24 protein-coding genes and 5 tRNA genes are annotated in these 24,750 nt (G+C 60.4%); 2 read left to right on the top strand and 27 right to left on the bottom strand.

What is annotated here, in order from left to right; translation table 11 throughout:
* Positions 1-254 (top strand): ATP-binding protein (locus CHY22_RS10125; protein ID WP_246824566.1); only part of this gene is annotated, 254 nt, incomplete at its 5' end.
* 606 nt (positions 255-860) lie between these two features.
* Here the strand turns inward: CHY22_RS10125 and CHY22_RS01625 are convergent.
* From CHY22_RS01625 to CHY22_RS01530, 20 genes are all read right to left on the bottom strand, one after another.
* Positions 861-937 (bottom strand) — tRNA-Pro (locus tag CHY22_RS01625).
* A gap of 80 nt (positions 938-1,017) precedes the next feature.
* The gene (gene coaBC, locus CHY22_RS01620; RefSeq protein ID WP_233502881.1) at positions 1,018-2,232 is read right to left on the bottom strand and encodes a bifunctional phosphopantothenoylcysteine decarboxylase/phosphopantothenate--cysteine ligase CoaBC; all 1,215 of its coding nucleotides are present in this window, start codon (positions 2,230-2,232) and stop codon (positions 1,018-1,020) included.
* A gap of 3 nt (positions 2,233-2,235) precedes the next feature.
* On the bottom strand, positions 2,236-2,955 hold the full coding sequence (locus CHY22_RS01615; RefSeq protein ID WP_089571934.1) for a hypothetical protein: 720 nt from the start codon (positions 2,953-2,955) through the stop codon (positions 2,236-2,238).
* The gene (locus tag CHY22_RS01610; RefSeq protein WP_089571933.1) at positions 2,952-3,761 is read right to left on the bottom strand and encodes a Nif3-like dinuclear metal center hexameric protein; all 810 of its coding nucleotides are present in this window, start codon (positions 3,759-3,761) and stop codon (positions 2,952-2,954) included. The genes CHY22_RS01615 and CHY22_RS01610 overlap by 4 nt, the downstream gene beginning before the upstream one ends.
* Positions 3,758-4,936 carry a cysteine desulfurase family protein gene (locus CHY22_RS01605; RefSeq protein WP_089571931.1) on the bottom strand — a complete coding sequence of 393 codons (1,179 nt, stop codon included), beginning with the start codon at positions 4,934-4,936 and terminating at the stop codon, positions 3,758-3,760. Before CHY22_RS01605 ends, CHY22_RS01610 begins: the two co-directional genes overlap by 4 nt.
* Positions 4,937-4,942: 6 nt before the next feature.
* A complete protein-coding gene (gene rpe / locus CHY22_RS01600) occupies positions 4,943-5,614 on the bottom strand; it encodes a ribulose-phosphate 3-epimerase (protein WP_089571929.1) in 672 nt (223 codons plus the stop codon).
* A gap of 18 nt (positions 5,615-5,632) precedes the next feature.
* Complete coding sequence (locus CHY22_RS01595) at positions 5,633-6,640, bottom strand: NAD(P)H-dependent glycerol-3-phosphate dehydrogenase (protein WP_089571927.1); 1,008 nt, start codon at positions 6,638-6,640, stop codon at positions 5,633-5,635.
* Positions 6,641-6,649: 9 nt separating this feature from the next.
* Positions 6,650-7,333 (bottom strand): glycerol-3-phosphate 1-O-acyltransferase PlsY, encoded by a 684-nt coding sequence (gene plsY / locus CHY22_RS01590; protein ID WP_089571926.1) that lies wholly within the window; start codon positions 7,331-7,333, stop codon positions 6,650-6,652.
* Positions 7,326-8,660: a ribosome biogenesis GTPase Der gene (gene der / locus CHY22_RS01585; RefSeq protein WP_089571924.1), complete on the bottom strand. Its 1,335-nt coding sequence runs from the start codon at positions 8,658-8,660 to the stop codon at positions 7,326-7,328. The genes plsY and der overlap by 8 nt, the downstream gene beginning before the upstream one ends.
* Positions 8,661-8,670: 10 nt before the next feature.
* Positions 8,671-10,113: a DUF512 domain-containing protein gene (locus CHY22_RS01580; RefSeq protein ID WP_089571922.1), complete on the bottom strand. Its 1,443-nt coding sequence runs from the start codon at positions 10,111-10,113 to the stop codon at positions 8,671-8,673.
* A gap of 2 nt (positions 10,114-10,115) precedes the next feature.
* Complete coding sequence (locus CHY22_RS01575) at positions 10,116-11,012, bottom strand: 4-hydroxy-3-methylbut-2-enyl diphosphate reductase (protein ID WP_089571920.1); 897 nt, start codon at positions 11,010-11,012, stop codon at positions 10,116-10,118.
* Between the two features lie 2 nt (positions 11,013-11,014).
* Positions 11,015-11,743 (bottom strand): lysophospholipid acyltransferase family protein, encoded by a 729-nt coding sequence (locus CHY22_RS01570; RefSeq protein ID WP_089571918.1) that lies wholly within the window; start codon positions 11,741-11,743, stop codon positions 11,015-11,017.
* 3 nt (positions 11,744-11,746) lie between these two features.
* Positions 11,747-12,433 carry a (d)CMP kinase gene (cmk, locus tag CHY22_RS01565; protein ID WP_089571917.1) on the bottom strand — a complete coding sequence of 229 codons (687 nt, stop codon included), beginning with the start codon at positions 12,431-12,433 and terminating at the stop codon, positions 11,747-11,749.
* Between the two features lie 66 nt (positions 12,434-12,499).
* Entirely contained in the window at positions 12,500-13,429 is a 930-nt protein-coding gene (locus tag CHY22_RS01560; protein WP_199408791.1) for a pseudouridine synthase, read from the bottom strand.
* 22 nt (positions 13,430-13,451) lie between these two features.
* The gene (scpB, locus tag CHY22_RS01555; RefSeq protein ID WP_089571912.1) at positions 13,452-14,180 is read right to left on the bottom strand and encodes an SMC-Scp complex subunit ScpB; all 729 of its coding nucleotides are present in this window, start codon (positions 14,178-14,180) and stop codon (positions 13,452-13,454) included.
* Positions 14,181-14,191: 11 nt separating this feature from the next.
* Entirely contained in the window at positions 14,192-15,001 is an 810-nt protein-coding gene (locus CHY22_RS01550; RefSeq protein WP_089571909.1) for a segregation/condensation protein A, read from the bottom strand.
* Between the two features lie 84 nt (positions 15,002-15,085).
* Positions 15,086-15,769: a site-2 protease family protein gene (locus tag CHY22_RS01545; protein WP_089571905.1), complete on the bottom strand. Its 684-nt coding sequence runs from the start codon at positions 15,767-15,769 to the stop codon at positions 15,086-15,088.
* A 9-nt stretch (positions 15,770-15,778) separates the two neighbouring features.
* Positions 15,779-16,075, bottom strand: coding sequence for a hypothetical protein (locus tag CHY22_RS01540; RefSeq protein ID WP_168170409.1), 297 nt, complete (start codon positions 16,073-16,075; stop codon positions 15,779-15,781).
* Entirely contained in the window at positions 16,062-18,095 is a 2,034-nt protein-coding gene (locus CHY22_RS01535; protein ID WP_089571903.1) for an ABC-F family ATP-binding cassette domain-containing protein, read from the bottom strand. The genes CHY22_RS01540 and CHY22_RS01535 overlap by 14 nt, the downstream gene beginning before the upstream one ends.
* Before the next feature lie 75 nt (positions 18,096-18,170).
* Positions 18,171-18,243 (bottom strand) — tRNA-Ala (locus CHY22_RS01530).
* Positions 18,244-18,861: 618 nt separating this feature from the next.
* Here CHY22_RS01530 and CHY22_RS01525 point away from each other — a divergent pair.
* Positions 18,862-18,937, top strand: a tRNA-Ile gene (locus CHY22_RS01525).
* A 209-nt stretch (positions 18,938-19,146) separates the two neighbouring features.
* On the opposite strand, the gene CHY22_RS01520 is transcribed toward CHY22_RS01525, so the two are convergent.
* The 7 genes from CHY22_RS01520 to CHY22_RS01495 form a co-directional block, all read right to left on the bottom strand.
* A tRNA-Ala gene (locus CHY22_RS01520) sits at positions 19,147-19,219 on the bottom strand.
* A 335-nt stretch (positions 19,220-19,554) separates the two neighbouring features.
* Positions 19,555-20,712: a hypothetical protein gene (locus CHY22_RS01515; RefSeq protein WP_143759194.1), complete on the bottom strand. Its 1,158-nt coding sequence runs from the start codon at positions 20,710-20,712 to the stop codon at positions 19,555-19,557.
* A gap of 371 nt (positions 20,713-21,083) precedes the next feature.
* Positions 21,084-21,158: transfer RNA gene (locus CHY22_RS01510), tRNA-Val, on the bottom strand.
* Positions 21,159-21,478: 320 nt separating this feature from the next.
* Entirely contained in the window at positions 21,479-22,408 is a 930-nt protein-coding gene (locus tag CHY22_RS01505; protein WP_089571899.1) for an FRG domain-containing protein, read from the bottom strand.
* Positions 22,409-22,660: 252 nt separating this feature from the next.
* Positions 22,661-23,083 carry a hypothetical protein gene (locus CHY22_RS09910; protein WP_143759193.1) on the bottom strand — a complete coding sequence of 141 codons (423 nt, stop codon included), beginning with the start codon at positions 23,081-23,083 and terminating at the stop codon, positions 22,661-22,663.
* A 51-nt stretch (positions 23,084-23,134) separates the two neighbouring features.
* A complete protein-coding gene (locus CHY22_RS01500; protein ID WP_089571896.1) occupies positions 23,135-23,755 on the bottom strand; it encodes a hypothetical protein in 621 nt (206 codons plus the stop codon).
* A gap of 640 nt (positions 23,756-24,395) precedes the next feature.
* Positions 24,396-24,635 carry a hypothetical protein gene (locus CHY22_RS01495; RefSeq protein WP_089571894.1) on the bottom strand — a complete coding sequence of 80 codons (240 nt, stop codon included), beginning with the start codon at positions 24,633-24,635 and terminating at the stop codon, positions 24,396-24,398.
* Positions 24,636-24,750: the final 115 nt, after the last annotated feature.

Below are 24,750 nucleotides of genomic sequence, written 5' to 3'. Positions count from 1 at the left end.
TCGCGGGCGGCCACCTCGTCATCGAGGTGGCCGACGACGGACCGGGCTTCTCTCCCGCTGCCCTCGAACGCGGCTGTGAGCGCCTCTTCACAGACGACTCCTCCCGCTCTTTGCGCGACGGGGGCCGCCACTACGGGCTCGGCCTCCACGCCGCCTCCGAGGCTGCGAGCGCCCACGGGGGCTCCGTCTCGCTCGCCAACAGTCCCTCGGGCGGCGCGGTGGCCACCATCGCGGTCCCCCTGTGCGGGATCTGACGATTTCCTCGATGTCTACCTCGACTGCGATATGTCGCTCGCCGAGGCCGCGACGAGATGGTGTTGCGTCTGCCCCGCTTGGTGCTTCTAGCTCAAATTTGATCTGATGTAAGGCCCGTGCAATCCTGCATGGGCCTTTCTTTTGGCAATTGCTCGACTGATTCGTGGCTTGAAACACAAATTATCGAGTTGAGGAGACATGGGGTCATACAGCGGCTCTCAGAGCGCCTGCTGCACTCCCCCGCCATTACCCTGCGGCGTCCTCGTATAGAGCCCATCCTGCTTGGCGTTTCGTTGCAACAGCCCACTTGTCCACCGATCAAGTGAACTACTGGAATAAATACAGCGACACGCTTGTCCGTTATAGTCGCTATATCTGTGTTAATCGCCGCGATAAATACAGCCTGTACTCGGCTGCATACCAGTTACGCGTATGTAGATTCATATCGCGTTAATAAATCGGCTCAAGCGTGTGCAAAACGCGCAAGTAGCCGCAAAAGGCGATTATCGCGCAGGTAGATTTTTGGCACCCTGTTGCTTAAACAAAATTAAGCAATTGCTTAAAACAAAAAAGGTCAGGCACTAGGTGCCTGACCTGCAAACTTCTGGTCGGGACGACTGGATTCGAACCAGCGACCCCTTGACCCCCAGTCAAGTGCGCTACCAAGCTGCGCCACGTCCCGAAGCTTTTGTTTGTTGCTCTGCTCTCGCTCGCAACAGGGAGTATATTAACCCGAAACTTTAGACTTGTGCAAGAACTTTTTTACAAATTTTGAAGCAAGTCCAAAATTGTATCTGCGAGCTGGGGTTTTGTTAGTACGGGAAGTTCCTGCGTCCCTGCTGTGCTAACAATCCAGGCCTTATTGGTGTCGGTTCCAAAGCCCGAATCGGCGCGCGAGACATCGTTGGCGATAATTGCATCGCAACCCTTGCGGGCCAATTTGCGCTCAGCGTACTCGACAACGTTATCAGTCTCGGCCGCAAATCCGATCACGCATCGCTCGCCCTTCTGGCGCGAGAGCTCGGCCAAAATATCGACCGTTTCGACCAGTTCGATGCGATCCAAGCGCTCGTTGGCCTTTTTGAGCTTATGGTCCGCAGGGGCCGCGGGGGTGTAGTCGGCGACGGCAGCCGCGCAAATGGCCGCATCGGCCGTCTGGAAGGCGCTCAGGGCCGCCTGGAGCATCTCTGCGGCGGTCTGCACGCGCACGCACTCCACGCCGCGGGGAATATCGAGCGATGTCGGTCCCAACACGAGCGTGACCTCGGCACCGCGGCGTGCGGCCTCCCCCGCCAGGGCGATGCCCATCTTGCCTGAAGAACGGTTGCCAATGAATCTCACCGGGTCGATCGGTTCGTGCGTGGGGCCGGCGGTAATCACGATGCGCTTGTCTGCCAGGTCTTGAGGCGCGGGGTTGAGCACCTCACAGACAGCCTCGACGATGTCCTGGGGCTCGCTCATGCGGCCTGTGTCCACGTCGCCACAGGCAAGGTAGCCGCTGCCGGGTCCCACCACATGCACGCCTCTGTCGCGCAGCGTGGCCATGTTGGCCTGCGTCGCCGGCGCCTTCCACATGCCATTGTTCATGGCAGGCGCGATCACAATGGGTCGCGGCGTGGCGAGCAGCGTCGTGGAGATAAGGTCATCGGCAATGCCGTTGGCCATCTTAGCGATGATATTGGCCGTCGTGGGTGCCACGACCACCAGGTCGGGCTCCTGCGCAAGCGAAATGTGGTGGATGGGGTCGGAGGGGTCATCGAACAGACCTACAGCAACCGGCTCATTGGTGAGCGCGCGGAAGGTGAGCGGGCCCACAAACTCCGTGGCATGCTCGCTCATAACGACCTTGACGCGTGCGCCGCGCTTTTGCAGCAGGCGCACGATATTGCACGACTTATAGGCGGCGATCCCGCCGGTAATGCCCAGCAGGATCGTTTTTCCCTCAAGTTGCATTGAATTGTTGGGTGCCGCCGTCATCATTTAAGCTTCCTTGCTGGGGAGCACGAGCAGGCGGTGGCAATACGGGCAGTGCGTAATCTCACTACCGTCGTGGTTGAGGTCGCTCATGGACGATGCCTGCAGCGCGGTATGGCAGACCGTGGGGATGTTGCCCTGGATGGTCTCGACGGCCAGGCCGCGGAACTGCTTAAGCAGGCGCTCGTAATCGGTGAGCACGTCAGTCGGCAGCGTGGCGGCAAGGGCGGTGCGCTCCTTGGTGGCGGCATCAATCTGGGCCTGCAGGTCGGCGGCCTTGGCTCGTGCGGCCTTGGTGTCAGCCTTCACGCCCTCCTCGAACTTGGCGATGATGGCCTGCGCGCGAGCCTCGCGGTCAAGCGCTTCCTTATGATCGACGATGACGTCCTTGCGGGTATGCTCGATCTTATCCAGGCGTTTGGCCAGGGTGGCGAGCTCGTTTTCCAGATCCTGGACCTCGCGGTAGTCAGAGCCGTCGACGTGGCGCTTCTTGGCGGCCTCGATGGCGTTGTTGGTTTGAATCTCGGTGGTGTTGAGATCGTCGAGCTCAATGTCTAGGTCCTTGCGCTGGGCGTAGAGCTTGGTCATCTCGGACTTGAGCTTCACATAGGTCTTACGTTTGGAGGCGAGCTCCTTGAGCTCCGGCATATTGGCAAGTTCGCTCTTGTTGCGGGCGAGCTCCAAATCGATCTGTTGCAGCTTGAGTAGCGTAGCGCCGGCGCTCATAAGTTCTCTCCTTTTGTCACAGTCCACCATTGGCAAGGGTTCAGTATTTTAATCGCATGACGGGGGTCGACCCCGGCGTCAACTGCAGAGTTCATCAAGATATCCACGAACGGCTCTTCGGAGCGGTCGTGGCCGAGCAAGATCACCGGTAGCCCACGCAAAGCAAGGTCCTGCGCCACGTGGTAGCCGGCCTCTCCGGTCACAATAGCATCAGCGCCTGCGGCGATGGCGAGCTCTCCAAAGTCGCCAAGAGAGCCTCCCAAAATGGCGAGGGCGCGGCACGGGCGATCGGCATCGCCCCATACGCGCGGGTCGCTTCCAAACGCCATGGCGGCACGGTTGGCGAGATCGCGCAGGTTGCAGGCGTCGTGGAGGGTCGCGAGTGCGCCAAGACCGGTGAGCTCAGGCTCGTCTACATGCTCCAGCGAGCTCATGGGCTCAGCGCCCAACAACTCACTCAGGCTAACGCGCGCTTCGTGCGAGCGGTCCAGGTTGGTGTGAAGCGAGATGATGCTCACGCCACAACGAGCTGCCTCGTACAGCGCAGCGCTGCACTGGGGACGCGCGGAATCGGCCGGACAAAAGGCCTCGGGCGCCTTGATATAGATGGGATGATGCGTCAGCAGCACGTTGGCGCCGGAATTCAGGGCGCCGTGCACGTTGGCCCTGGTGGCGTCAAGCGCGCAGGCAACACCGGTGATCTTGGCAGCGGGATCTCCCACAGATAGCCCTACGTGATCCCAGCCCTCGGCGTCCGCCTTGGGGTAGCGCGCCAGCAGCGCACATTCAAGTTCGGAGACGATCATGCGGCACCTACGATCGAGAGCAGCGTCTGGGCGAACTCATTTAGGTCGGCAGGGTTCACGCGGTCATCGAAGGAGATGCGCAGTGCGCCCAGTGCCTGCTCGCGACCAATGCCCATGGCGCTGAGCACGTGGCTCGGGTCCATGTTGCCGCTCGAGCAAGCTGATCCGGCCGAAACCTCAAAGCCGGCGGCATCGAGCTTGATAATGAGCTCTTCGGAGTCCATGCCGTCAACGTAGATTGAAACCATGCCTGGCAGACGATCTGCCTGCGCGTAGTCGCCCATTGTGGCGTGAATGCGAGGATGGGCCGTAAGCGTGGAGTAGAGCTTGTCGGACAAGGTCTGCAGTTCCGCGCGCTCCTGGGCCACGTGGGGCGCCAGCGTGCTGGCGGCAGCGGCAAAAGCCAGCTGCGTGCGCAGATCCTGCGTACCGGCACGACGGCCGGCTTCCTGTCCACCGCCAAAGATGCGCGGACGCAGCGGCGTGCGGTTCTTAAGGTAGAGCGCGCCGGAAGCCACAGGGCCGCCGATCTTGTGCGCGGCAACGGTCATAGCGTCGACGCCCAGCTCGGTGACATCGAGCGGAATATGCAAGTAGCCCTGGATGGCATCGGTATGAAATAAGGCGCCGGCAGCATGTGCGGCGGTGGCCAGCTCGCGGATGGGCTGCACCACGCCGGTTTCGTTGTTGGCGACCATAACGCTCACAAGCGCAACATCGTCGCCCAACAGCTCGACAAGCGCGGCAGGCTCAATGTAGCCCGCGCGGCAGGGCTGCACCAGGTCGACGGTAAAGCCGGCGGCACGCAGCAGCGGCAGGTTGTCCAGAATCGAATCGTGCTCGATGGCCGAAACGATGACACGGTCGCGCTTGCGATCGCGCTGGCGAGCGCCCTCGGCAAGACCGAGCAGAGCCAGCTGGTTAGCCTCAGTGCCGCCGTTGGTAAGGATGATCTCGGACGGGCGAACGCGTGCGCCAAAGCTACGGGCTATCTCGCGACGGGCGACTTCCAGGCGTGCGGCGGCCTTGCGGCCGAGCGAATGCAGCGAGTTAGGGTTGACGCCGGCAAGCTCGCTGTCGTCATATTCGCGCTGCGCAAGGCGCGCCTCGGCGCGCATGGGCGTCGAGGCGGCATAGTCAAGATTCACGGGTATGCGGTTTTGACCTGCGGTCATAAGGGTTTATGCCTCCTGTGTGGCTTCGTTGCCCAGCTTCTGCAGCAGCGCAACCTCGGCGGCGGGATCTTCGGACTTAAATACGGCGGAGCCTGCCACTAAGACATCGGCGCCGGCCTTGACGACCTCGGCGATATTCTTAGAAGAGATGCCGCCGTCGACCTCGATCAGGGGCGACACGCCGTGGCGCTCGCACATGGCCTTGAGCTCGTGCAGTTTGGCGATGGTGCCCGGGATAAAGCTCTGGCCGCCAAAACCGGGGTTCACGCTCATCAGCAGCACGATATCGACGACCTCGATGATACTCTCGAGCACGCAAACGGGCGTTGCGGGGTTGAGCACCACGCCGGCCTTGACGCCGCGCTGCTGCAGGTGCGTGAGCGTGCGGTGCAGGTGCGTAGAGGCCTCGTAGTGCACGGTAATCATATCGGCGCCGGCATCGGCATACCAATCGACGGTCTCGTCGGGGTTCGAAACCATGAGGTGTGCGTCGACCGGCACGTCGGTGGAGCGCTTGACGGCCTTGAGGATGTCGACGCCAAAGGTGAGATTGCCGGTAAAGTGACCGTCCATGACGTCGAAGTGCACATAGTCGGCACCGGCGATCTTATCGAGTTCGCCCTTAAGGTTGGCCATGTCGGCCGAAAGGACGGACGGAGCGATTTTAATGGTACCCATGGTAGTAGCCTTTCTGCGCTAGTCGTTGAGCCCGTAGAACTCTTGCGATGGGACGCGGTCAGTGAGAATCTCGAGCGCCCTATCCAAAGTAACACCGTTGTAGAGCGTTTGCTCCACGGCAAAGGTGAGCGGAATGTCTACACCCAGTGAACGGGCGAGCTCGCTCACGCTGCGGGCCGCGACGGCGCCCTCGACCACCATATGTGTGCGCTCTTGGTACTCGTCGAGCGACACGCCGTTGGCAAACTCGTAACCAAAGGTACGGTTGCGCGAATGCTCCGAGGTACAGGTGGCGATGAGGTCGCCCATGCCGGCAAGTCCCATGCAGGTTATGGCCTGCCCGCCGCGAGCGTGCACCAGTCGGCTGATCTCGGCCAGGCCGCGCGTCATGATAAGGGCGAGCGTGTTGTCGCCCGCGCCGGTACCGGCGGAGATACCGCACACGATGGCGATGACGTTTTTCATGGCACCGCAGACCTCGACACCGGTCATGTCCTGCGACAGGTAGATGCGGAAGGCGGTTGACAGGAGCAGGTCCTTAAAGGTCTCCCCTATCTGAGGGTCTTCGCTGGCGATGACGGCGGCAGAAAGTCCGCCGCGGCAGATTTCCTCGGCATGGTTGGGGCCCGAGAGCGCCGCCACGCGCGCCTCGTTGCCGATCTCGCTGGCAATGACCTCGCTCATGAGCAGGCCGGACTCGGGCTCGATACCCTTGGTGAGGCACAGCACCGGCGTCTCGTCCGCGATGATCGGCGCCGCCCGATGGCACACGTCGCGCAAGTGCGTGGAGGGTACGGCAAAGATGATCGCATCGGCGCCGTCGAGCGCCTGGGCCAAGTCCGTCGTGGCGACAACGTTTTCCGGTAGCTCATATCCCACCAGATAGCGCGGGTTGCGGTGCTCGCCGTTGATGCCGGCGGCCGTCTGCTCGCTATGGGCCCACATGGTCACGCGCTCGGCTCGCGCGGCGGCAAGGCCGGCGACGGCGGTTCCCCAGGAGCCGGAGCCAATCAGCGCAACATTCATGACTCTCTCCTACTTATCGTCGGGCTCGGTGACGCGCTTGGTAAACGAGAGCTTGGACTCCTTACCGGTCATGAGCTTTTTGATGTTCGCGCGGTGGGCCCACACCACGGTGATGCCGATCATCGCCATGCAAAACTTAAGGCCCAGGCTGCTGTACGGAAAGACCGCACAAGCGGCGATGGGAAGACCGACGGCGGCGGCAAGTGAGCCCAACGACACGTACTTAGTGATGGCAACTGCCACGATAAACATGCCCAGCAGCGACAGGCCAATGGGCCAGTACCAGGCAAGAATCACGCCCAGACCGACCGCGATGCCCTTGCCGCCGTGGAAGTTGAGGTACGGCGAGAAGATGTGGCCCCATACGGCCGCCAGGCAGATGACGCCGAGCATCCAATCGCCGGGGGCTCCAGGCGCCATGATGTTCGGCGGAAAACCATAGCCCAGATCGGCGATGAGCGGGCGGGCGATGAGGACACAGATGGCGCCCTTCAGGCAGTCGAGTAGCAGCGTGAGCGCTGCCACCTTGGGGCCGGCCACGCGCAGCGCATTGGTGGTGCCGATGTTGCCGGAGCCCGCCTTGCGAATGTCGGTGTGATTAAACACGCGGCCCAGGATCAGGCCAAACGGAATCGCTCCGATGAAGAACGAGACCACGGCGCAGATGGCGGTCAGCAGAATCGGATTAAGCATCCTTTTGCTCCTTCTTCCTAAAGAAGAGTCGGATGGGCGTGCCGGCAAAGTCGAAGGTCGAGCGCATGCGGTTCTCCACATAGCGCTGGTAGGTGTCGTTGACCAGGTCGCTGTGGTTGACGAAGAACGTGAACGTCGGCGGGTTGACGCCCGTCTGGGTCACGTAGTGCATGCGCAGGCGGCGCTTGCCGTCAACCACGGTGTGGCCAAACTCGCGCAGGTCGGTGAGGAACGTGTTGAGTCGCGAGGTGGTGATCTTTTGCGAACGCGTCTTCTCGGCGGCGTCGACCATGGCCCAGATCTTCTCGACGCTGCGACCGGTGAGGGCAGAGATGCGCAGGTACTGGGCCCAGGGAGCCATGACGCCCAGACGGCGGTCGACGGTCTCCATGCAGGCCTCGCGCTTGCGGTCATCGTCGAGCAGATCCCACTTGTTGAGCAGCACCACGATGGCGCAGCCGCGCTCGATGGCAAGACCCATGACCTTCTGGTCCTGCTCGGTGACGCCCACGGAGGCGTCGACGACGAGCAGCGCTACGTCGGCGCGGTCGATGGCGCGCAGGCCGCGGACCATGGAGTAGTACTCGATGTTCTCGTATACGGTGCTCTTCTTGCGAATGCCCGCGGTGTCGACCATACGGTAGTGCTTGCCGTCGCGCTCGACGACGGTATCGATGGCGTCGCGCGTGGTGCCGGCAATGTTGGACACGATGGAGCGGTCGGCGCCCAGAATGCGGTTGAACAGCGACGACTTACCGGCATTGGGGCGGCCGATGATGGCCACGTTCAGCGCATCGGGGAACTCGTCGGCGACCTCGTCCTCTTCCTCGGGGAGCAGGGCCACGATGTCGTCGAGCAGGTCGCCCGTGCCGTGGCCGTGCAGGGCCGAGAGCGGCGTGGGCTCACCGATGCCGAGCGAATAGAACTCCCAGATGTTGTCGTTCTCGCGATCGGGGTTGTCGAGCTTGTTCACCAGCAGAAAGACCGGCTTGTCGGAGCGCTTGAGCATGCGGGCGACCGACTCGTCTTCCTCGGTGACGCCGGTGCGGCCGTCGACCACAAACAGGATGACGGCGGCTTCCTCGGCGGCGGCAAGGGCCTGGTCGCGAATGGACGTGGCAAAGACGTCGTCGCTCTTGAGCGGCTCGATGCCGCCCGTGTCGACGATGGTGAACTCGCGGCCGTTCCAATCGGCCGTGTGATACGAGCGGTCGCGCGTGACGCCGCGCGACTCGTGGACGATGGCGTCCGAGGTCTGGGCCAGGCGGTTAACGAGCGTGGACTTGCCCACGTTGGGGCGTCCGACGACGGCGACGATAGGTTTCATCTGCTCTCCTTTAATGGGTAGGGTCAGCGGAATTAGTAGAGTCGGCAGGCACAATGCCAAGGATGTGCTCCAGGGTATCGAGCAGCTCATGCGGCATGGTCGACACCACATGAACCTCGGCGCCGCGACTGGTAAGGCTTGCGAGTAAATCGTCACGATGATACTCGTCAAGCGTCATGCCGTCAGCGTTGAACATGAGCTTAGGCACAAAGAGCATAACCCCCGACAGGTCTTGCGGCAGCTGCTCCAAGATATCGCAGGCGACGATGAGGCCGGTCACGTCCACGTTGCCGCCAAAGTAGCGGTTTTTAATGGCCGTGACGATGCCGGCGAGGCCGTGCGGCGATTCCACAAAGCGCGCGACCGTATCGCGAGCGCTGGCGCCCGAGAGACACAGCAAGCGCTGACCACGGGCGGCGATTCCCTCGCGAACGCGGGTCAGGCGCTCGGCATCGGCGGCGATCACATCGTCGGTCTCGTCCAGATACGAGCGGATCATGCCGATGCCGTCGTAGTACTGCGGGTAGCCGTCGTAAAAGTCTGCCTCGGGCGGCTCGATGCCGGCGTCCAGATAGAACTCGTCGCTCATCTGGAAGGTGTGGCGGCCAAAGCGCTCGAAGGCACGGTCCTGGAAAGGCCGGATCATGGCAATGGTTTCGCGCGCAAGCTCGGGCTTATCGCTGTAGGACCAGCTAAAACGGTTCTGATGCTTGGTAAAACCGAGCGGCACAATTCCCAGGCTCGTGATCTGTTCGTGATCCTCGCAAAAGCGAAGCGTCTTTAGCAGTTCTTCGCCGTCGTTCATGCCGGGGCACAGCACGATCTGCGCGTGGATTTCGATGCCGGCTGCCATGATGGCCTCGAGCACGTCCATGCCGCGCTGGGCGTTGCGGCCCATCATACGGCGGCGGACATCGGGGCTCACGGCATGGACCGATACGTTCATCGGACTCATGTTGCGGTCGATGACGTTTTGCACATCCTCGTCGGAAAGGTTGGTCAGCGTGACAAAGTTACCCTGTAAAAAGCTCAGGCGGTAGTCGTCGTCGCGGATGTAGAGCGTGGAGCGGCCGCCCTTGGGCAGCATCGTCATAAAGCAGAACACGCAGGCGTTCACGCAGGTGCGCATGCCGTCAAAGATGGGGCCGTCGAACTCAAGGCCCCAGTCCTCTCCCGGGAAGCGGTCGAGCTCCACGGGGGTGACGCTGTTGTCGCGCGGGTCGAAAACCTCCAGCTCGACGGTGTCTTCGTCGGCCTCCCAGAGCCACACGATCATATCGGTGAGCTGCTCGCCGTTGACCTTGAGCACGCGCATGCCCGGCTCGATACCCACATCCCATGCGGGCGATTCGGGACGCACGTTCTTAACGAGCGCGCCCTCACCCGGCTCGGGGTCGCGGCTGCGCCCGTAATCGGCCACCTCGGTGGCGTATGCGGGTACGGTCTGGTCCATGGTTAGCGGCAAAGCTCCTTGATGCGCTCGACGGCGCGCTCGATGTGTTCTTGCGGGGTGGATGCTCCGGCTGTGATACCGATGTGCTGAGCGTTGGTAAACCACGCGGCTTGGAGCTCAGAAGCTTCCTCGATGTGATGCGTGTGCTCGCAGGCGTCTGCGCAAATCTGAGCCAGGCGGCGGGTGTTGCCCGAGTTCTTGCCACCCACCACGACCATGCAATCACAGCGGTTGGCGAGGGTTGCGGCTGCCTGCTGGCGCTCGCTCGTGGCTGCGCAAATGGTGTTGATCACGCGCAGTTCCTGCACGCGTGGGGTGATGGAGGCCACAACCTCGGCCAGGTTCTGCGCGGTCTGGGTTGTCTGCACAACCAGACCTACCTTGCCCTTGAGCGACAGCTCGTCGGCGTCGGCGGCACAGCTCACGACCTGTGCGTCATCACCAGCATGGCCAAGAATGCCCTCGACCTCGGGGTGACCCGGCTCGCCCACGACAATCACGCGGTAGCCCTCGCGCACCAGGCGCTCGGCCGCCACGTGGACCTTCTTCACGTAGGGGCAGGTGGCGTCGACCACGTCGAGGCCACGCTCGCGTGCGGCATCGATCACCTGCGGCACCACACCGTGGGCGCGAATGATCACGGTGCCCGAAGCAGCGTCGTCCAAGGTGTCTGCCAGACCAACGCCCGCCTCGGCGAGCTCGCGCACCACGATGGGGTTATGAATGAGCGGGCCCAGGGTGTGGACCTGAGCGCTCTCCCCTGCCTGCCGCGCGGCGGCCAGCGCCATGTCGAGCGCGCGCTGCACGCCGTAGCAGGTGCCGGCATGCGCGGCGATCTCGATGGTGGGGACGACCTCCTCAGCGGCGGCCGCGGCGGTATTCATGACATTCTCACCCATGGCTAGAACCTGCCCGGGTGCTCGGCGCACAGGTCGTCGCGCATGGCGTATACGCGGCTCATGGCCTCGGACTCAAACCATGCCAGGCGCTCCTTGCGCTTGAGCTCGGCCGGAGCATCGGATAGCGAGATGGCCTTGCCGGCACGGATCCAGCACTTCTTGGGGCGCATGAGCTTTTTGCCTTTGGGCGTGATGTCGGACCAGCCGCAGATGGCGAGCGGGTTGACGGGTGCCTTACCCATCTGGGCGATGAGCGCAAAGCCGCCATGGACCTCGGGCTTGATCTCGCGCGAGCGGATGCGCGTGCCCTCGGGGAAGATCAGGACGTCCTCACCGCGCTGCAGCGCATGCTGGGCGGCACGCAGGCACTTCATGTCGGCGGTGCCACGCTCGACGGGAATGCCACCCACGCGGCTAAAGGCCCAGCGCACGATCTTGCTCTTGGCGAACTCGGACTTAAAAATGGGGCGCACACGGCGGCCGCCAAAGAACAGTGCCGTCTCCACGGCCAGCAACTCGGCCATCGAGGTGTGGTTGCAGATGACCACGCTGCCGCGGCCTTCCTGGCGCTCAAACAGCAGGTCGACGTCTTCGACCTTCCAGCGCCACATGAGCTTGGAGAAGACCCACAGAATAGCCATGACCACGACGACGGTGCCGCGGATGAGCGCCGGGAACTCGGCGTAGGGGGCGTTGTAATAGTCCTCGGGCGTCTGCTTAAACAGGCGCATGGGCTACCTCCTTTGGTTGATGAGGTCCTCGATAATGCGGACGACCTCGTCAATGGTGTGGGCGGTGGAGTCGACGTGCACAGCGTCCTCGGCGGGCACGAGCGGGGCGACCTCGCGGCTGCTGTCGAGCTTATCGCGCTGCTTGAGGGCGTCGAGGGTCTCGTCGACCTCGGTCTCGAGTTGTGCGGGCGTGAGCGGCTGGGCGTCGTTTTGGTGACGCTGCAGCACGCGGCGGCGGGCGCGCTCGCGCGGGTCGGCGGTCAGGAAGACCTTGACCTGCGCGTTAGGGAACACGACGGTTCCGATGTCGCGACCCTCGGCCACGATATCGCGGTCCTCGGCGGCGCGGCGCTGGTGGATGAGCATGGCTGCGCGCACGCCCGGGTAGGCCGAGACCTTGGACACGTTGGCGTCGACCTGCGGGGTACGGATGGCGGCCGAAGCGTCCTGGCCGTCAATGGCCAAACGTGTATCCTCGCCGGTGCCGTTGGTAAAGCGAATCTCGATCTGCTCGGCGAGGGCGTCGATGGCCGTCTCGTCGTCCAGATCGATGCCGCGGTCGAGCGCGGCGAAGGTGACGGCGCGATACATGGCGCCCGTGTCGAGCTTATTAAAGCCCAGCTGGCGGGCGATCTCCTTGGCGATGGTGGACTTGCCGGAACCGGCGGGGCCGTCGATGGCGACGATCATGCAATGCTTCCTTTCGATGGTTGACGTGCTGGTATGGTTCGCGGGTGCTGGGGCGCGGCGGGTTGCCTAGCCTGTGTAGCGCTCGCGGTAGGTGTTGCGCTTGGGTGCGGAGCCGTGGCTGCCGTGGTGACGCGTGCGGCTGGCGGGCGTGTCTTGGGGCTTGCCGCCGTTGCTCTTGGCGCTCGCCTGCTTGGGCGGGATGCCGCCGGCCTTGAGGATCTGCACCTCGCGGTCGGTGAGCTCGCGCCACGAGCCCTTGGCCACGCCCTCGAGCTCAAGGCCGGCAAAGTTGCAGCGATGCAGGCGGATTACCGGATGGTGGATCTTGCTCAGCATGCGCTTGACCTGGTTCTTGCGCCCCTCGCGGATGATGATCTCCACGGCGGTGGTACCGGGCTTGACGCCTTGCGGTGCCACAGCCTCTGCCTCGCGCGCGTTGATGACGCGGCAGATTGCCGGCTGGCACAGGCCGTCGTCGAGCTCGATGCCACGGCGGAGCGGGTCTAGATCGTGGTCGGACAGCTGGCCGTCAACGAGTGCCTGGTAGGTCTTATAGACATGCTTGCTGGGGTGCAGCAGGTCCTGCGACAGGTCGCCGTCGGTGGTAAAGAGCAAAAGGCCTGTGGTGTCGCGGTCCAGGCGGCCCACCGGGAAAAGTCCCGGAAAGCGGTCGCGGGGGACCAGGTCGGCCACGCAAGGGCGCTCCTGAGGGTCGCTCATGGTGGTGAGGTAGCCCGTCGGCTTATAGAGCATCAGGTACACGGCGCCCTGGTTGAGCATGACGGGCATGCCATCGACCTCGATATGGTCGCAGTCGACGTCGACCTTGGTGCCCAGCTCGGTCGCGACCTCGCCGTTGACGGTCACGCGGCCGGCGGTCATTAGGTCCTCCGAGCCACGGCGGCTCGCCACGCCCGCGCGCGCCAAAAAGCGCTGCAGGCGCATGGTGTGCGGATAGACGGGCTGTGCGTCGGTTGCGGGTACTGCGTTGCCCATGGCGCGCGTCTCCCCTACTTCGTTAGTCCTCGTCATGCAAATCCTCCGAGGTCTCGTCGACGACCAGGGTTTCCAAGTCCTCGACTGCCTCAACATCTTCAACATCGGTATCGAGCAGTTCGCGCTCTTCGTCCAGGTCCTCGGCCTGCTCCTCGAGCGTGGACTGAATGCTGCGGCCGCTCAGGCGCTCGCGGATAAACTGACGCGACTGCTCGTCGGGGGCAAACTGCTCCAGGTCGGGCAGGTCGCGGGTGGAGCGCAGGCCGAACTTCTCCAAAAAGGCGTTGGTCGTGCCGTAAATGATGGCCTGACCGCGCTGGGGGTCGCGGCCGAGTTCGCGCACTAGGCCCTTGTCAACGAGTGACGCGATGACACCGTCGGAGTTGACGCCGCGGATGCCCTTGACCACCTCGCGCGTAACGGGCTGGTGATAGGCGATCACGGCCAAGGTCTCGAGCGCCGCCTGCGACAGCTTTTGCGTGTCCCAGCTCAGCACATAAGCCTCGACCACGTCGTGGTAGGCGGGATGCGTAAACAGGCGCCAGCCGCCGGCGACCTCGCGCAGCTGAAAGCCACGGTTGGCCTCCTCGTACTCAACCTTGAGCTCGGCGAGCAGCGATGCACACTCGCCGGGGGCGATATCCAGTGCGCCGGCGAGCGCGGGCGCACTCACCGGGTCGCTCGACACCAGCAGCAGCGCCTCGAGGGCTCCTTTGAGGCTGTTTGCCTCCAGCGTGGAAAGGGTTGACATGGTTGCCGCTCCTATTCGGTGAGCTCGGGGCCCTCGCCGGGCACGTATGCCTCGGCGCCCTCGACGCGGTTGATTTGAATGGTTCCAAAGATCTCGTCCTGGCTCAGCGTGAGCGAGCCACGCTTGGCGAGCTCCAGCATGGCCAAAAAGGTGACGACGAGCTGCTCGGTGGTGGCGTCGCCGTCCAGCAGCTCGCGGAAGGTGCAGGTTTGGTGCGCCATGGTAAAGCGGTCGACTGAGGCCACGGTCAGGTCGAGCGGCACGCGATGCGGCGCCACGTGCTCGGCCTCCAGCAAGAAGGTCTGGCGCTTGCCGTCCAGGTCGGCACAGATAACGGCCAGGCCGTGCAGGGTGATGCCAGCCAGATAGTCGGGCATGAGCCCTAGGAACTCGGGGTCGGGGCCGGCCACACGCGGATGCATACGGCTTTCGGCTTGCATGCGGGCACCGAGGGCCGCAGCCGCGCCTTTAAACTGCTTGTAGGCAATCAGGCGCTGGATCAGGACCTCGCGCAAGGCGTCGCCGTCGAGCGCGCTGAGTTCCTCCAGGTCCTCGTCGTCCTCGTCATCGTCGTCTGTCTTGCGCGGGGCTTCCTGGGGCACCAGCGAGGCGGCCTTGATGTCCAGAAGGGTTGCCGCGACCAGCAAGAAGTCGCTCGCCACGTCTAGGTCCAGCGCCTCGATGCGCTCGGCTTCGGCCAGGTATTGCTCGGCCACCTCGCTAATGGAGATGGCGCCGATATCAACTTTTTGGCGGGTTACCAGCTGCAGCAGCAGGTCGAACGGTCCGCTGTAGACCTGCGTCGACACGCGATACGACATCTTCGACCTCCTTTGACGGCGCCTTCGCGGCGCGGTTTGGGTGCATGTTGCGACCGTTTTGCACGGTCGACCTGTAAGTTTACCCTAGATGCCGGCGATTGCGAAGTCGAGCAGCCGCTCAGCCAGCGGATACACGGTAACGTCGAAATAGCGGCCGATCACATCGATGCCGGTCCACATAGGCAGCAGATACAGCACGATGATGAGTATGGGCATGGCGTATTGCTGCAGATGGTAGTAGTTGGTGAGCGCCTTGCCTTTGAGGAATGGGACGATGATCGACGAGCCATCGAGCGGCGGGATAGGGATGAGGTTAAAGAACGCGAGCGACAGGTTGACCACGATAAACGTGGCACCGAAGTTCATGATTTGGGACGCCACGGCAAAGGACATGCTTGCGTAGAGGTTGCCATACGCTGCGTGCATGAGGGCGGCCGCGAGGCACGCGAGCGCGATGTTCGATGCGGGACCGGCCGCGCTCACCAGGACCTCGTCGCGCTTGGGGTGCTTGAGGTTGTTGAGGTAGACGGGCACGGGCTTGGCGAAGGCGAATACCGGGCCGCCGGCCGCGAGCATAAGCAGCGGCAGGAGGATGGTGCCAAACGGGTCGATGTGGTTAAGCGGGTTGAGCGAGACACGGCCGCGCGAGCGGGCCGTCTTGTCGCCGAGCGCCCAGGCCGCGGCGGCGTGCGCGCTCTCGTGGATGACAATACCCACGATGACGGCGACAGCGCTTGCAAACAGGTTCATCAGGTAGCTGTTGGACATGGCGCTCCCCTAGCGGACGCGGCGCGAGGCGCGCGTGAGCAGGTAGTCGATCACAAACAAAATGACGGCGACGATGGCGTAATCCAGGCGGAATACGCCGCCAAAGGGCGATGTGATGACGCCGTAGCCGGCAATGGCGCTCGGTAGCGCGCGTGAAAGCTCAACGACAAAGCCTACGATCTGCAGCTTGGCGGTGAGGCCGCTAAAGCACAGCAGCACGGTCATCGCGCTCATAAAGATGCCGCAGATGCGGCACGCGATGGCGATAATGCTCATCGCCACGGCAGCGGCCTTACGAGAGTTCACGCGCGGTCTCCTCTTCGATCTGGGTGGAAAGCTCCAGCCATTCGTCCTCGAGCTTGGGCAGCTCTTGCTTAAGGCCGTTATATTCCCCCAGCGCGGCGTTGAACTTGTCCTGATCTGCATAAAGCTCTTCGCTCGCCATCAATTCCATAAGCTCGTCATAGCGAGCACGCTTTTTGTCGAGCGCGGCCTCGATCTTCTTGAGCTGGTTGCGCACGCCCTTGAGCTTTTTGTTGAGCGCGGCGCGGGCCTGGGCCTCGGCACGCTTTTGCTCCTTGGTCTTTTTGCCCTCGGCAGGCTTAGGCGCCGCGGCGGGGGTGTCGGCCTGGGCGGCGCTGGCTTTGGTGGACTTGGCCGCCGCGGGCGCGCTCTCCGTGGACGCCTCAGCGGCGGCGCGGGCTGCGAGGTCCTCGCGCTTGTAGAGGTAGTAGTCGTAGTCGCCGTCGTAGACCTTGACTTTACCATCGCGGATATCGATGACGCGGTTGGCCACGGCGCGCACCAGGTGCTCGTCGTGGCTGATCAGCACGATGGTGCCGGGGAAGTTTTGCAGGGCGTTCTCGAGCATGTCCACCGAGTCGATGTCCAGGTGGTTGGTGGGCTCGTCCAGGCACAGGAGCGCCTCGGGGGCCACAAGCATCTTGGCGAGCGCCAGGCGCGCCTTTTCGCCGCCGGAGAGGACGCGGACCTGCTTTTCGATGGCGTCGTTGTCGCTAAACAGGAAGGCGCCCAGCAGGCTGCGCTGCTGCGGCACGGTCCACTTGGGCGTGACGGTGTCGATCTCTTGCAGGACGGTGTTGGACTCGGTCATACCTTCAAGCGCGTGCTGGGCATAGTAGGCCACACCTACGTTGGTGCCCAGGTCGCGCGTGCCGGTGGTGGGCGGTTCCAGGCCGGCGATGATCTTCATGAGGGTGGACTTGCCGGCGCCGTTAGGGCCGACGAGCGCCACGTGTTCGCCGCGGTAGAGCTTGAGGTCGATGTCGCTGTAGATGTGCTTGTCGCCGTAGGACTTGGATACGCCCTCCAAGCCCACGACCATGTCGCCGGAGCGCGGCGGGTCGGGGAATTTAAAGTCGATGTGCTTGTGGCCTTCGGGCAGGATGACGAGCTCCTTTTTGATCTGCTCGATCTTGCGGATGCGCTCCTGCGCCTGGGCGGCCTTGGTGGGCTTGTAGCGGAACTTGTCGACGAAGACCTGCATGTGGGCGATGTCGCGCTCCTGGGCGGCGCGCTTGGCGCGCATCTGCTCCAGGTTGTCCTCGCGCTGCTTAAGGTAGCTGCTGTAGTTGCCGGTGTAGGTGGTTACGCGGCGGTTTTCAAGAGCGGCGACGTGGTCGACGCACGCGTCCATGAAGGCGCGGTCGTGGCTGACGATGAGGACGGCGCCGTCGTAGTTCGCGATAAAGCCGCGCAGCCACTGAACGCTTTCGAGGTCCAAGTGGTTGGTGGGCTCGTCCAGAAGGAGCAGGTCGGGATGGCGCAGGAAGAGCTTGGCCAGCGCGATGCGCATCTGCCAGCCGCCCGAGAACTCGGAGCACGGGCGCTCAAAGTCGGTGACCTTAAAGCCCAGGCCGGACAGGATTTTGCGGGCGTTGCTTTCGAGCTCGTAGCCGCCCAGGTGCTCAAAGCGGTCCTGGACCTGGCCGTACTCGTTTAGGAGCGCGTCGACGTCCTTACCTTGCTCGGAGAGCTCGGTGATCTGGGCCTGCAGCTCGTTGGCGCGCTCGCCCATGCGGCGGATTTCCTTGGCGGCGGCCATGACCTCGGCAAGGATGGTGGTGTCCTTTTGCTCCAGATTGGTTTCCTGCTCTAGGTAGCCTACCTGGCAGTCCTTGGCGTACTGGACCTGGCCGGCGTCGGGGCTGTCGATGCCCATGATGATTTTGAGCATGGTGGTTTTGCCGGCGCCGTTGGGTCCCACGAGCGCGAAGCGCTCGCCGGGGTTGATCTGGAAGGACGCGCCGCTAAAGAGGACGCGCGCGCCGAAGCTTTTTTCGATCTTGTCGACCAGGAGGATCATGGTGCCGCCTTTGACCTTGTGTGCCTATATGAAAAAAGGCCCCAACTTGCGTTGGAGCCTCATTCAATGCTCGGGTGGAGACGAGGGGGATCGAACCCCTGACCTCTTGACTGCCAGTCAAGCGCTCTCCCAGCTGAGCTACGCCCCCGTGCGAAGAAGTACTATACGGGAACTCGGACCACGATGCAAGGACATTTTTGGAAAAATTTTCGCGAGTGTCGGCGCGCACGGGACCGCGCCAGCCCGCGGGGCGCCTGGCCCCCGCACAGCCCGTACGCCGGCCGACTTGGCGCGTGGAACACGACGCGCCCCGTTCAACAGGGTTTTCCGTGCGCCGCCAGTCCCATTATCGGGTCCGATTGCGAAGCGCCCCTCCCCAGCGCCTCAGAACCATGCCGGTTTACTACGATAAATCAGGAATGTCCAACCACGCACGCCTTTTCGTGCAACCGGCGGGCTACCTACCTGCGGTTTTGCAAACGGAGAACACACGGTGCTCGGGGGTCGCCGATTCGTCGTAGTAAACCGGCATGGTTTTGAAATGGCATCAGGTTGATTTCACGCAAAAGTGTGTTGGAGCCCTGAATTAAAGGCCTTAAATTTTTTAGATCGCGTCTTTTCTGCGACGCGCCTAGAATTGCTGTTGATTAGCATCGGGCTTGATCTTGCGTTGTGCGACTTGCTCGTGCATGGTAGTATTTCACGTCGTGAAGCGAAGAAATTAGGTCTGAGTTGCCTTTGTTAGAATTGCATTCACTGTTCATAAGGGCTCTTGGCGCAACGGTTAGCGCAGGGGACTCATAATCCCTGGGTTCTGGGTTCGAATCCCGGAGGGCCCACCAGAGAGTTTTAAGGCCGGGCGTTACGCCTGGCCTCTTTGTTATTGGTGCTGCGGACTAGCTTTGCCATCCACAGACGTAAAGTTATTAACATTCATATTCATGATTAACAATGGATATGTAGCCAAGATGCTGCCCAGCCAACAGATGTGTAAATCGATTAATATGAAAATAGGCCCCAACTTGCGTTGGAGCCTAGTTCAATGCTCGGGTGGAGACGAGGGGGATCGAACCCCTGACCTCTTGACTGCCAGTCAAGCGCTCTCCCAGCTGAGCTACGCCCCCGTGCGAAGAAGTACTATACGGGAACTCGGACCACGATGCAAGGACAATTTTGAACAATTTTGCGGCGCGTGGAACGGGTGTGGGGCCGAAAGGACCCACGATGCCCGATCCATCTGGTCGCTTAATAAACAGATCGGTTTACTACGCTGATTCCCGGATTTCCGACCTCACGCTTACTTTCGCATAACGGGCAGGCGATCTACCTGCGGTTTTACGAGCGGCGAATTCGGTGTGCTCAGCCACACTCAATCCAACGTAGTAAACCGGCATGGTTTTAAAATGGCACTTAATTACTAACAGCATATAAAGTATTAAAATTGCTCACATTGAAATTATTACTTACCAATACCAAGCCAATTGCACAGAACGTTGGCCCGCAATCTGGTCTCAGCGCATCTCATCGCCTCGGTTTTTGGTTTGTAGCACAACTCCAATCGCTCACACACACTGTGAATGATGGCATCAAGCTGATCGTGATCATTGAGCATGTCATGGGTTACAAGAAATACGTCGTATCCCATGCTTTGCAATGCTGTCATTCGGGTGGCATCGTGGTCAAGCACAGCGCCCGATCCATGAATAACCTCACCTTGAAGTTCGATAATCACGGCCTTCATTGTTATTGGGTTTACGATGACGATATCGCCGTAACAGATTTTCTGACCTGCGATTTTCCGAGCTGAATTCGACAGCGGTGTTAGGTCGTTGACGAATATGTTTTTAAACTCCGCTCCGCCGGCACGCCTCGGATGACTCAGCAAAATGATTCCAGCAACTTCTAGCGGGGATGCAGCAATACCCATTACCTGCTGTGCGGCTTCGCAGAATTGTTTTCCCCACATCTCGCCCTTAACCTTCGCCGCAAATCTATGTAATTCTTCTATTTCAATAAGAGGCTTTCTCATCCAAAGCGATGTGCCCTTTCCGTTAGTTTTATTTCCGAATCCGTCATCCCGCTGCCCACTTTGATCATGCTCGCTGTCCTTCTGGTGCACCCGAGCATAGACTCGCTTCCATGGGGCCTCGTCTTGGTTTTCGTCTAGTTCAAACAGACTTTCTGTGGTGTACTGCTCTTCTTCTTCTGATTTTGCCCGCTCAAGTGCCATGTCAACCGCGGGCGATGGTTTAAAAACCGAGAACCATCCGCAAAATTCGTACATAGCCAGAACCAGATCGCATGAAGAAACGCTTCGAGTCATGGTGAATAGCGTATTAAGAGGGTCTGTGACGCTAAAGCCCATGCCCGTGTCGATGGAAACCTTCTCCGTATAGGCGTTGTTCCATCGGATGGTCCGTCTTGTCTTGGAATGCAGGTTGCTTCGTGTTGATGCTGCTGTGATGACTGGTGTCTTGAGAACTTCGGTTACAAAAGGGGCTTGGGATAGAGCTCGCCAGCCATCTTCGGAGCTAGGTAAGCGCGGGTAGAGGTCGCGCACCTGCGGTGGGCAGCGCCAATAGCGGAATGCAGTATTTGCGCAGACGATTTCGTCCATTTGCGCCTCCCCTGGTTTACGGCCTCGGGCCGTGCGGATTGCGGGTAAGGTCGATTATCTACTGGCACATCATGCGGGTAAGTACGGGAAGCTGACCAAACACTGACCAAAAGCTTGACGCAATCCGTTGAAAAGCCGCCATAGGCATGAACGCGCTGGTACAAGCTGTGAGCCAGTGGTCTCTGTCTCCACAATTGCACATAGATTACGCAGGGAATTCAATGAATGAACACAGACGCATTTTGCAAAACGCGCAATGACGACACCTAAGGTGAATTGCGTAACATATAACGCCTTAAGTGACTTCGCTTCGATTTTAGTGTCAAAAAGAAAAAGGCCAGAAGCTTAACACCTCTGACCTGCGGTTTTGATGGTGGGCGATACAAGATTCGAACTTGTGACCCCATCCGTGTGAAGGATATGCTCTACCCCTGAGCCAATCGCCCGTCGCCTTTCGGCAAAAGAGATACTAACATAGCCGCGCGAGGTTTTCCAAGAACTTTTTGCCCCCGATTTTAAATTCGTGCGCGTCAGCCGCGCCATGGCAAACGCCGTAACCACTAAAACCGCAGCTCAACGCTGCTTTACAGCTTGAACCACGACGTCTCGGGGTGGCAGCTGCGTCGATCAAGGCGATGCTGTTCAGATCATCGGGTAAAGTACGGGGTGCTTTCGGCACGATAGGGTCGGTTGCGTCTGCTGTACAGTTGTCAAAAGTCATAATTATTGATGCATGCTTCTCTTCACTGCTTTTAAGAGCAATCCTTCAGTGACGGTGTCTTTTAATCTCACTCACTATGCCGGCACATCTCTTCTCAATGCTGTCGGGAAAGAGCGAAGCTTCGGTAATGCCAATTTTACTCAACTCGTTCAGTATTGATACTTTCCTATCAGATGGCACTATGCAACGACCGGCTATTACGGGACTGTCTTTGGGCAGTGGACTTATCAAGTCATCAAATGACAAACATGGATCTTTCTCACGAATGTCATTTGGGAAAAGGATATATTGGCCAGACTGAGCGGCCTGTCTATCAAGATATCTAGTTCCGTAGACAAATAATGTGTCTTCGCAGCACTCCTTAAACCATTTTGCCTGATCAGTTGGTTCAGGGAAACTTGAAAGCACTAGATCACGTTGATAGTCAAAGTATGGTCTTGATATTGCAAGTGAGGCAAAACGGGACAGAAACTTTGAGTTCATAAACAGATGCCACGAGTCTGCGATTGCCTGGCAGATGGGATATTCCCGCTTATCTCCTCCTGGTCGCCTAAAGATGAATACTTCGCCCTCGTCAGCCACATTGCCACAGGCGAAATAGAGGGCAGCAAGCGCGTTTGAAGTGACATCTAATAGTCTGGTGGGAACTCCGTAGTGTTGGAGACAGGCTAAAAGATCAATCGGAAGCAATTCTCGTTTAAAAACATTTGGCAATATGCGGCAAGCAGTTTCAATGAAATCAGCCTCGTGCTCAAGGCTGCCTGGTATAGGGGAAATGGTGTTCGATCCCGGTTTACGCCAATAGCTGTCTCTTCCGATTGACGGAACGAGATCGTACTTAGTAGAACCTTGTCCTCGAAAAACAAATGTAGATTCATATGTTCTGGCGTCACCATCTATTGTTGGTGAAAGCTCGTTGATGTATTTGATATACGAGGCTACATCTTCAACCTCAACTTTAGTTTCATTAGACATATATCAATCCTTTAGTGGAGCAAGAGGCTTTATAAACGGCAGCATTTTGATTGTAATTATCTTATCGCTCTGGCAGATGGGGTTTAAGACTCAACATCGGTAACAGATTGTGAAGCTGTAGAGCAAAACTAAATAGTGCCGTCTCAGCGGAGGCTGGTATGGCACCAATCTCTAAGAAAATGAATTTGAAAAAGGCTTAAGGCTTCTGAAATAGCTGCTTTACCTCTCCCCTGGTCTCGCTTAAACGGGGTCTCAGCAGCGACATGCTGCACCTAACAGCACTGTCCCCAGTAGGAAAAGCGCCACAGAGGCGACGATCCAGTTGTTGTCGCCGGTCTTGGGGAGCGCCGAAGTGGCCGCGGTGTCGGGTTTGGACTTGGACGGCGTGGACACCGTGGTCTTGGTTGCTGTCGTTGTTGTCTTGGTTGTCGTGGCCGCGGGTTTCAGCGAGGGATTTGCCGTGGGCCCCGTGGTGGGCTCTCCAGCAGCGGAGCTTACATTAGCGGGAGACTTGTCCGTGCTATCGCCCAGCACGTCGCGTCCATCGGTCTCCCCCGCCGGAGGCGTGGCCACATCGGGCTCAACCACCACACGCGGTGCCGCCGCACCGGAGGCGTCCACCACGCCGCTAGCACCAAAAGCCCCACCAGCAGGCGTCACAAACCGCGCAGACACAAGTGACCCGCCCGTGCTCGCAAGGCCGCCGTCGGCACCGGTCGCATCGAGCTACGAGGCGTCGACGGAAAGCCGACAGCCGGCCGCACCGTCGCCAAGGCCCGCATCCTGCAGACACACGCCGTAGGCGCGCACGCCCGCTCCGGACCCGGCGCCCGCGGCGACGAAGCGCCCGCCGCCGCGCACGGCCATATCGCCTGCGATCACGCCGGCGACCGCCTCGTCCGTAATATCGGCCCCATCCGCCCGCGCATCGACGGTGCATCCGTCCACCACGAGCGCCTGCGAGACGTGGATCCCGCACTGTGAGCCCGTCGCCGTCAGGGTCCCGGTACCGCGAAGCGTCAGGTTGCCCCACACCTCCATGCCGCACAGCGTGATGTCCGCATCGGGCGCATGCGACTCCGTCACGGAGTTTTGCCCGGCAAGCGTCAGCACCAGGTCGCCTTCGGCGCCGATGGCCTCGCCCGCGTAGCCGATAAGCTCAAGGTGGTCGGCATCGGTCCAGGCCCAGCCGGGGCCCGATACGCCCGGCTCGCAGTACGTCGCGCCCGCGATGATGAGGCTCTCCGCGCCCGCGGCATAAGAAGGCCCGCCCAGCAAAACGCATAGGCAGGCCATGGCAACAATCGCAATGTAATGACGGCTGGTGTAGGACTCGGCAGCAAACATACCCGCTCCGATCTTCGCAGGAGCCAATAGAATGTGCACCAGAAAATGCCCTGGTAGCAGCAGCTATTAGTTTAGCGAGATCAATGCAGGAGCAAAGAGAAATCGCGTAAGCGATGTCCACAATTAGGTGTAAATCGTTTTGTCAGTCGGTGAAAGGAAGGATAAAATTACGAATGCGAGCGCCACGTCCTCCACAAGTTCTAGAATTTCAGAGACAAAGTCGAAGGGACATGTTAAGGTGCAGTCAGTAAACCTGCCCGGCCTCTGCTTATCATGCACACTGCGGGTCTTTTTTCAAGTTCTAGGAGCCGAGATAAGTTGGCGGCGGAACGCTTGTTAATCGGCTTCTCCGGATGCTTGCCGATTCGATCGCTCAGGAAGTAGCTCTTAGGGATCCCCGGGTCGTGCGGTCCGTTGCCAAGGTCGCAGTTGATGACTATGCCCAAAGAGGGACACGAGCACGTCGGTCAGAATGCGTTCGGTGGCCAACTTGGCGAAACCCGTCTACGGGCATGGAAACAAAACAAGCGACGCTGCTAATTAGTAGCGCCGCTTGTATCAAACGTCATTGCTCCGGTGAGCTTGGTGGATACTCATAGGTAAGCGAGTCGAGGCGTCCAAGTCTTATGAAAATGACAGTCTAACTCTTGGCCAAGCCAGAGACATATCCCAACGCGTCGGGAAACGACGAGCTCACGGCATCCAGCAGCACGAAGAGCTTGATGCAAGTCTTGCGTCGGACCGGCTTGTACATCATACCGTGCTGGAGGAAGTTTCGGTTAAGCTCGCCCTCTCGCTCGCGGTTGAAGTCATCTCCCGACCTAAAGAAGTAGTCCACGGCATCGCATATGTTGGCAAAGTCGATTAACGAAATGGCCATTGCGGGGAGCTCACCGTTACTTCCATCCGAAAGCGAACGGTTCAGTTTTTCATCTCGCGAGACCAAGACCTTTGTTTATGATTGTCCCTCTCATCTCGCCTAGGCCCACAGCATA

The organism is Collinsella sp. TF06-26, from assembly GCF_002232035.1.
Classification (GTDB): Bacteria; Actinomycetota; Coriobacteriia; order Coriobacteriales; family Coriobacteriaceae; genus Collinsella.
Note: the sequence above shows the minus strand (reverse complement) of the source record. Positions and strands in the feature narration are given on the sequence as shown.

Excerpts from the sequence above, each read along its gene's own strand:
- coaBC (WP_233502881.1), bottom strand. The coding sequence starts at position 2,232 with ATGACGGCGGCACCCAACAATTCAATGCAACTTGAGGGAAAAACGATC.
- CHY22_RS01615 (WP_089571934.1), bottom strand. The coding sequence starts at position 2,955 with ATGAGCGCCGGCGCTACGCTACTCAAGCTGCAACAGATCGATTTGGAG.
- CHY22_RS01610 (WP_089571933.1), bottom strand. The coding sequence starts at position 3,761 with ATGATCGTCTCCGAACTTGAATGTGCGCTGCTGGCGCGCTACCCCAAG.
- CHY22_RS01605 (WP_089571931.1), bottom strand. The coding sequence starts at position 4,936 with ATGACCGCAGGTCAAAACCGCATACCCGTGAATCTTGACTATGCCGCC.
- rpe (WP_089571929.1), bottom strand. The coding sequence starts at position 5,614 with ATGGGTACCATTAAAATCGCTCCGTCCGTCCTTTCGGCCGACATGGCC.
- CHY22_RS01595 (WP_089571927.1), bottom strand. The coding sequence starts at position 6,640 with ATGAATGTTGCGCTGATTGGCTCCGGCTCCTGGGGAACCGCCGTCGCC.
- plsY (WP_089571926.1), bottom strand. The coding sequence starts at position 7,333 with ATGCTTAATCCGATTCTGCTGACCGCCATCTGCGCCGTGGTCTCGTTC.
- der (WP_089571924.1), bottom strand. The coding sequence starts at position 8,660 with ATGAAACCTATCGTCGCCGTCGTCGGACGCCCCAACGTGGGCAAGTCC.
- CHY22_RS01580 (WP_089571922.1), bottom strand. The coding sequence starts at position 10,113 with ATGGACCAGACCGTACCCGCATACGCCACCGAGGTGGCCGATTACGGG.
- CHY22_RS01575 (WP_089571920.1), bottom strand. The coding sequence starts at position 11,012 with ATGGGTGAGAATGTCATGAATACCGCCGCGGCCGCCGCTGAGGAGGTC.
- CHY22_RS01570 (WP_089571918.1), bottom strand. The coding sequence starts at position 11,743 with ATGCGCCTGTTTAAGCAGACGCCCGAGGACTATTACAACGCCCCCTAC.
- cmk (WP_089571917.1), bottom strand. The coding sequence starts at position 12,433 with ATGATCGTCGCCATCGACGGCCCCGCCGGTTCCGGCAAGTCCACCATC.
- CHY22_RS01560 (WP_199408791.1), bottom strand. The coding sequence starts at position 13,429 with ATGGGCAACGCAGTACCCGCAACCGACGCACAGCCCGTCTATCCGCAC.
- scpB (WP_089571912.1), bottom strand. The coding sequence starts at position 14,180 with ATGTCAACCCTTTCCACGCTGGAGGCAAACAGCCTCAAAGGAGCCCTC.
- CHY22_RS01550 (WP_089571909.1), bottom strand. The coding sequence starts at position 15,001 with ATGTCGTATCGCGTGTCGACGCAGGTCTACAGCGGACCGTTCGACCTG.
- CHY22_RS01545 (WP_089571905.1), bottom strand. The coding sequence starts at position 15,769 with ATGTCCAACAGCTACCTGATGAACCTGTTTGCAAGCGCTGTCGCCGTC.
- CHY22_RS01535 (WP_089571903.1), bottom strand. The coding sequence starts at position 18,095 with ATGATCCTCCTGGTCGACAAGATCGAAAAAAGCTTCGGCGCGCGCGTC.
- CHY22_RS01515 (WP_143759194.1), bottom strand. The coding sequence starts at position 20,712 with ATGGACGAAATCGTCTGCGCAAATACTGCATTCCGCTATTGGCGCTGC.
- CHY22_RS01505 (WP_089571899.1), bottom strand. The coding sequence starts at position 22,408 with ATGTCTAATGAAACTAAAGTTGAGGTTGAAGATGTAGCCTCGTATATC.
- CHY22_RS01500 (WP_089571896.1), bottom strand. The coding sequence starts at position 23,755 with ATGTTTGCTGCCGAGTCCTACACCAGCCGTCATTACATTGCGATTGTT.
- CHY22_RS01495 (WP_089571894.1), bottom strand. The coding sequence starts at position 24,635 with ATGGCCATTTCGTTAATCGACTTTGCCAACATATGCGATGCCGTGGAC.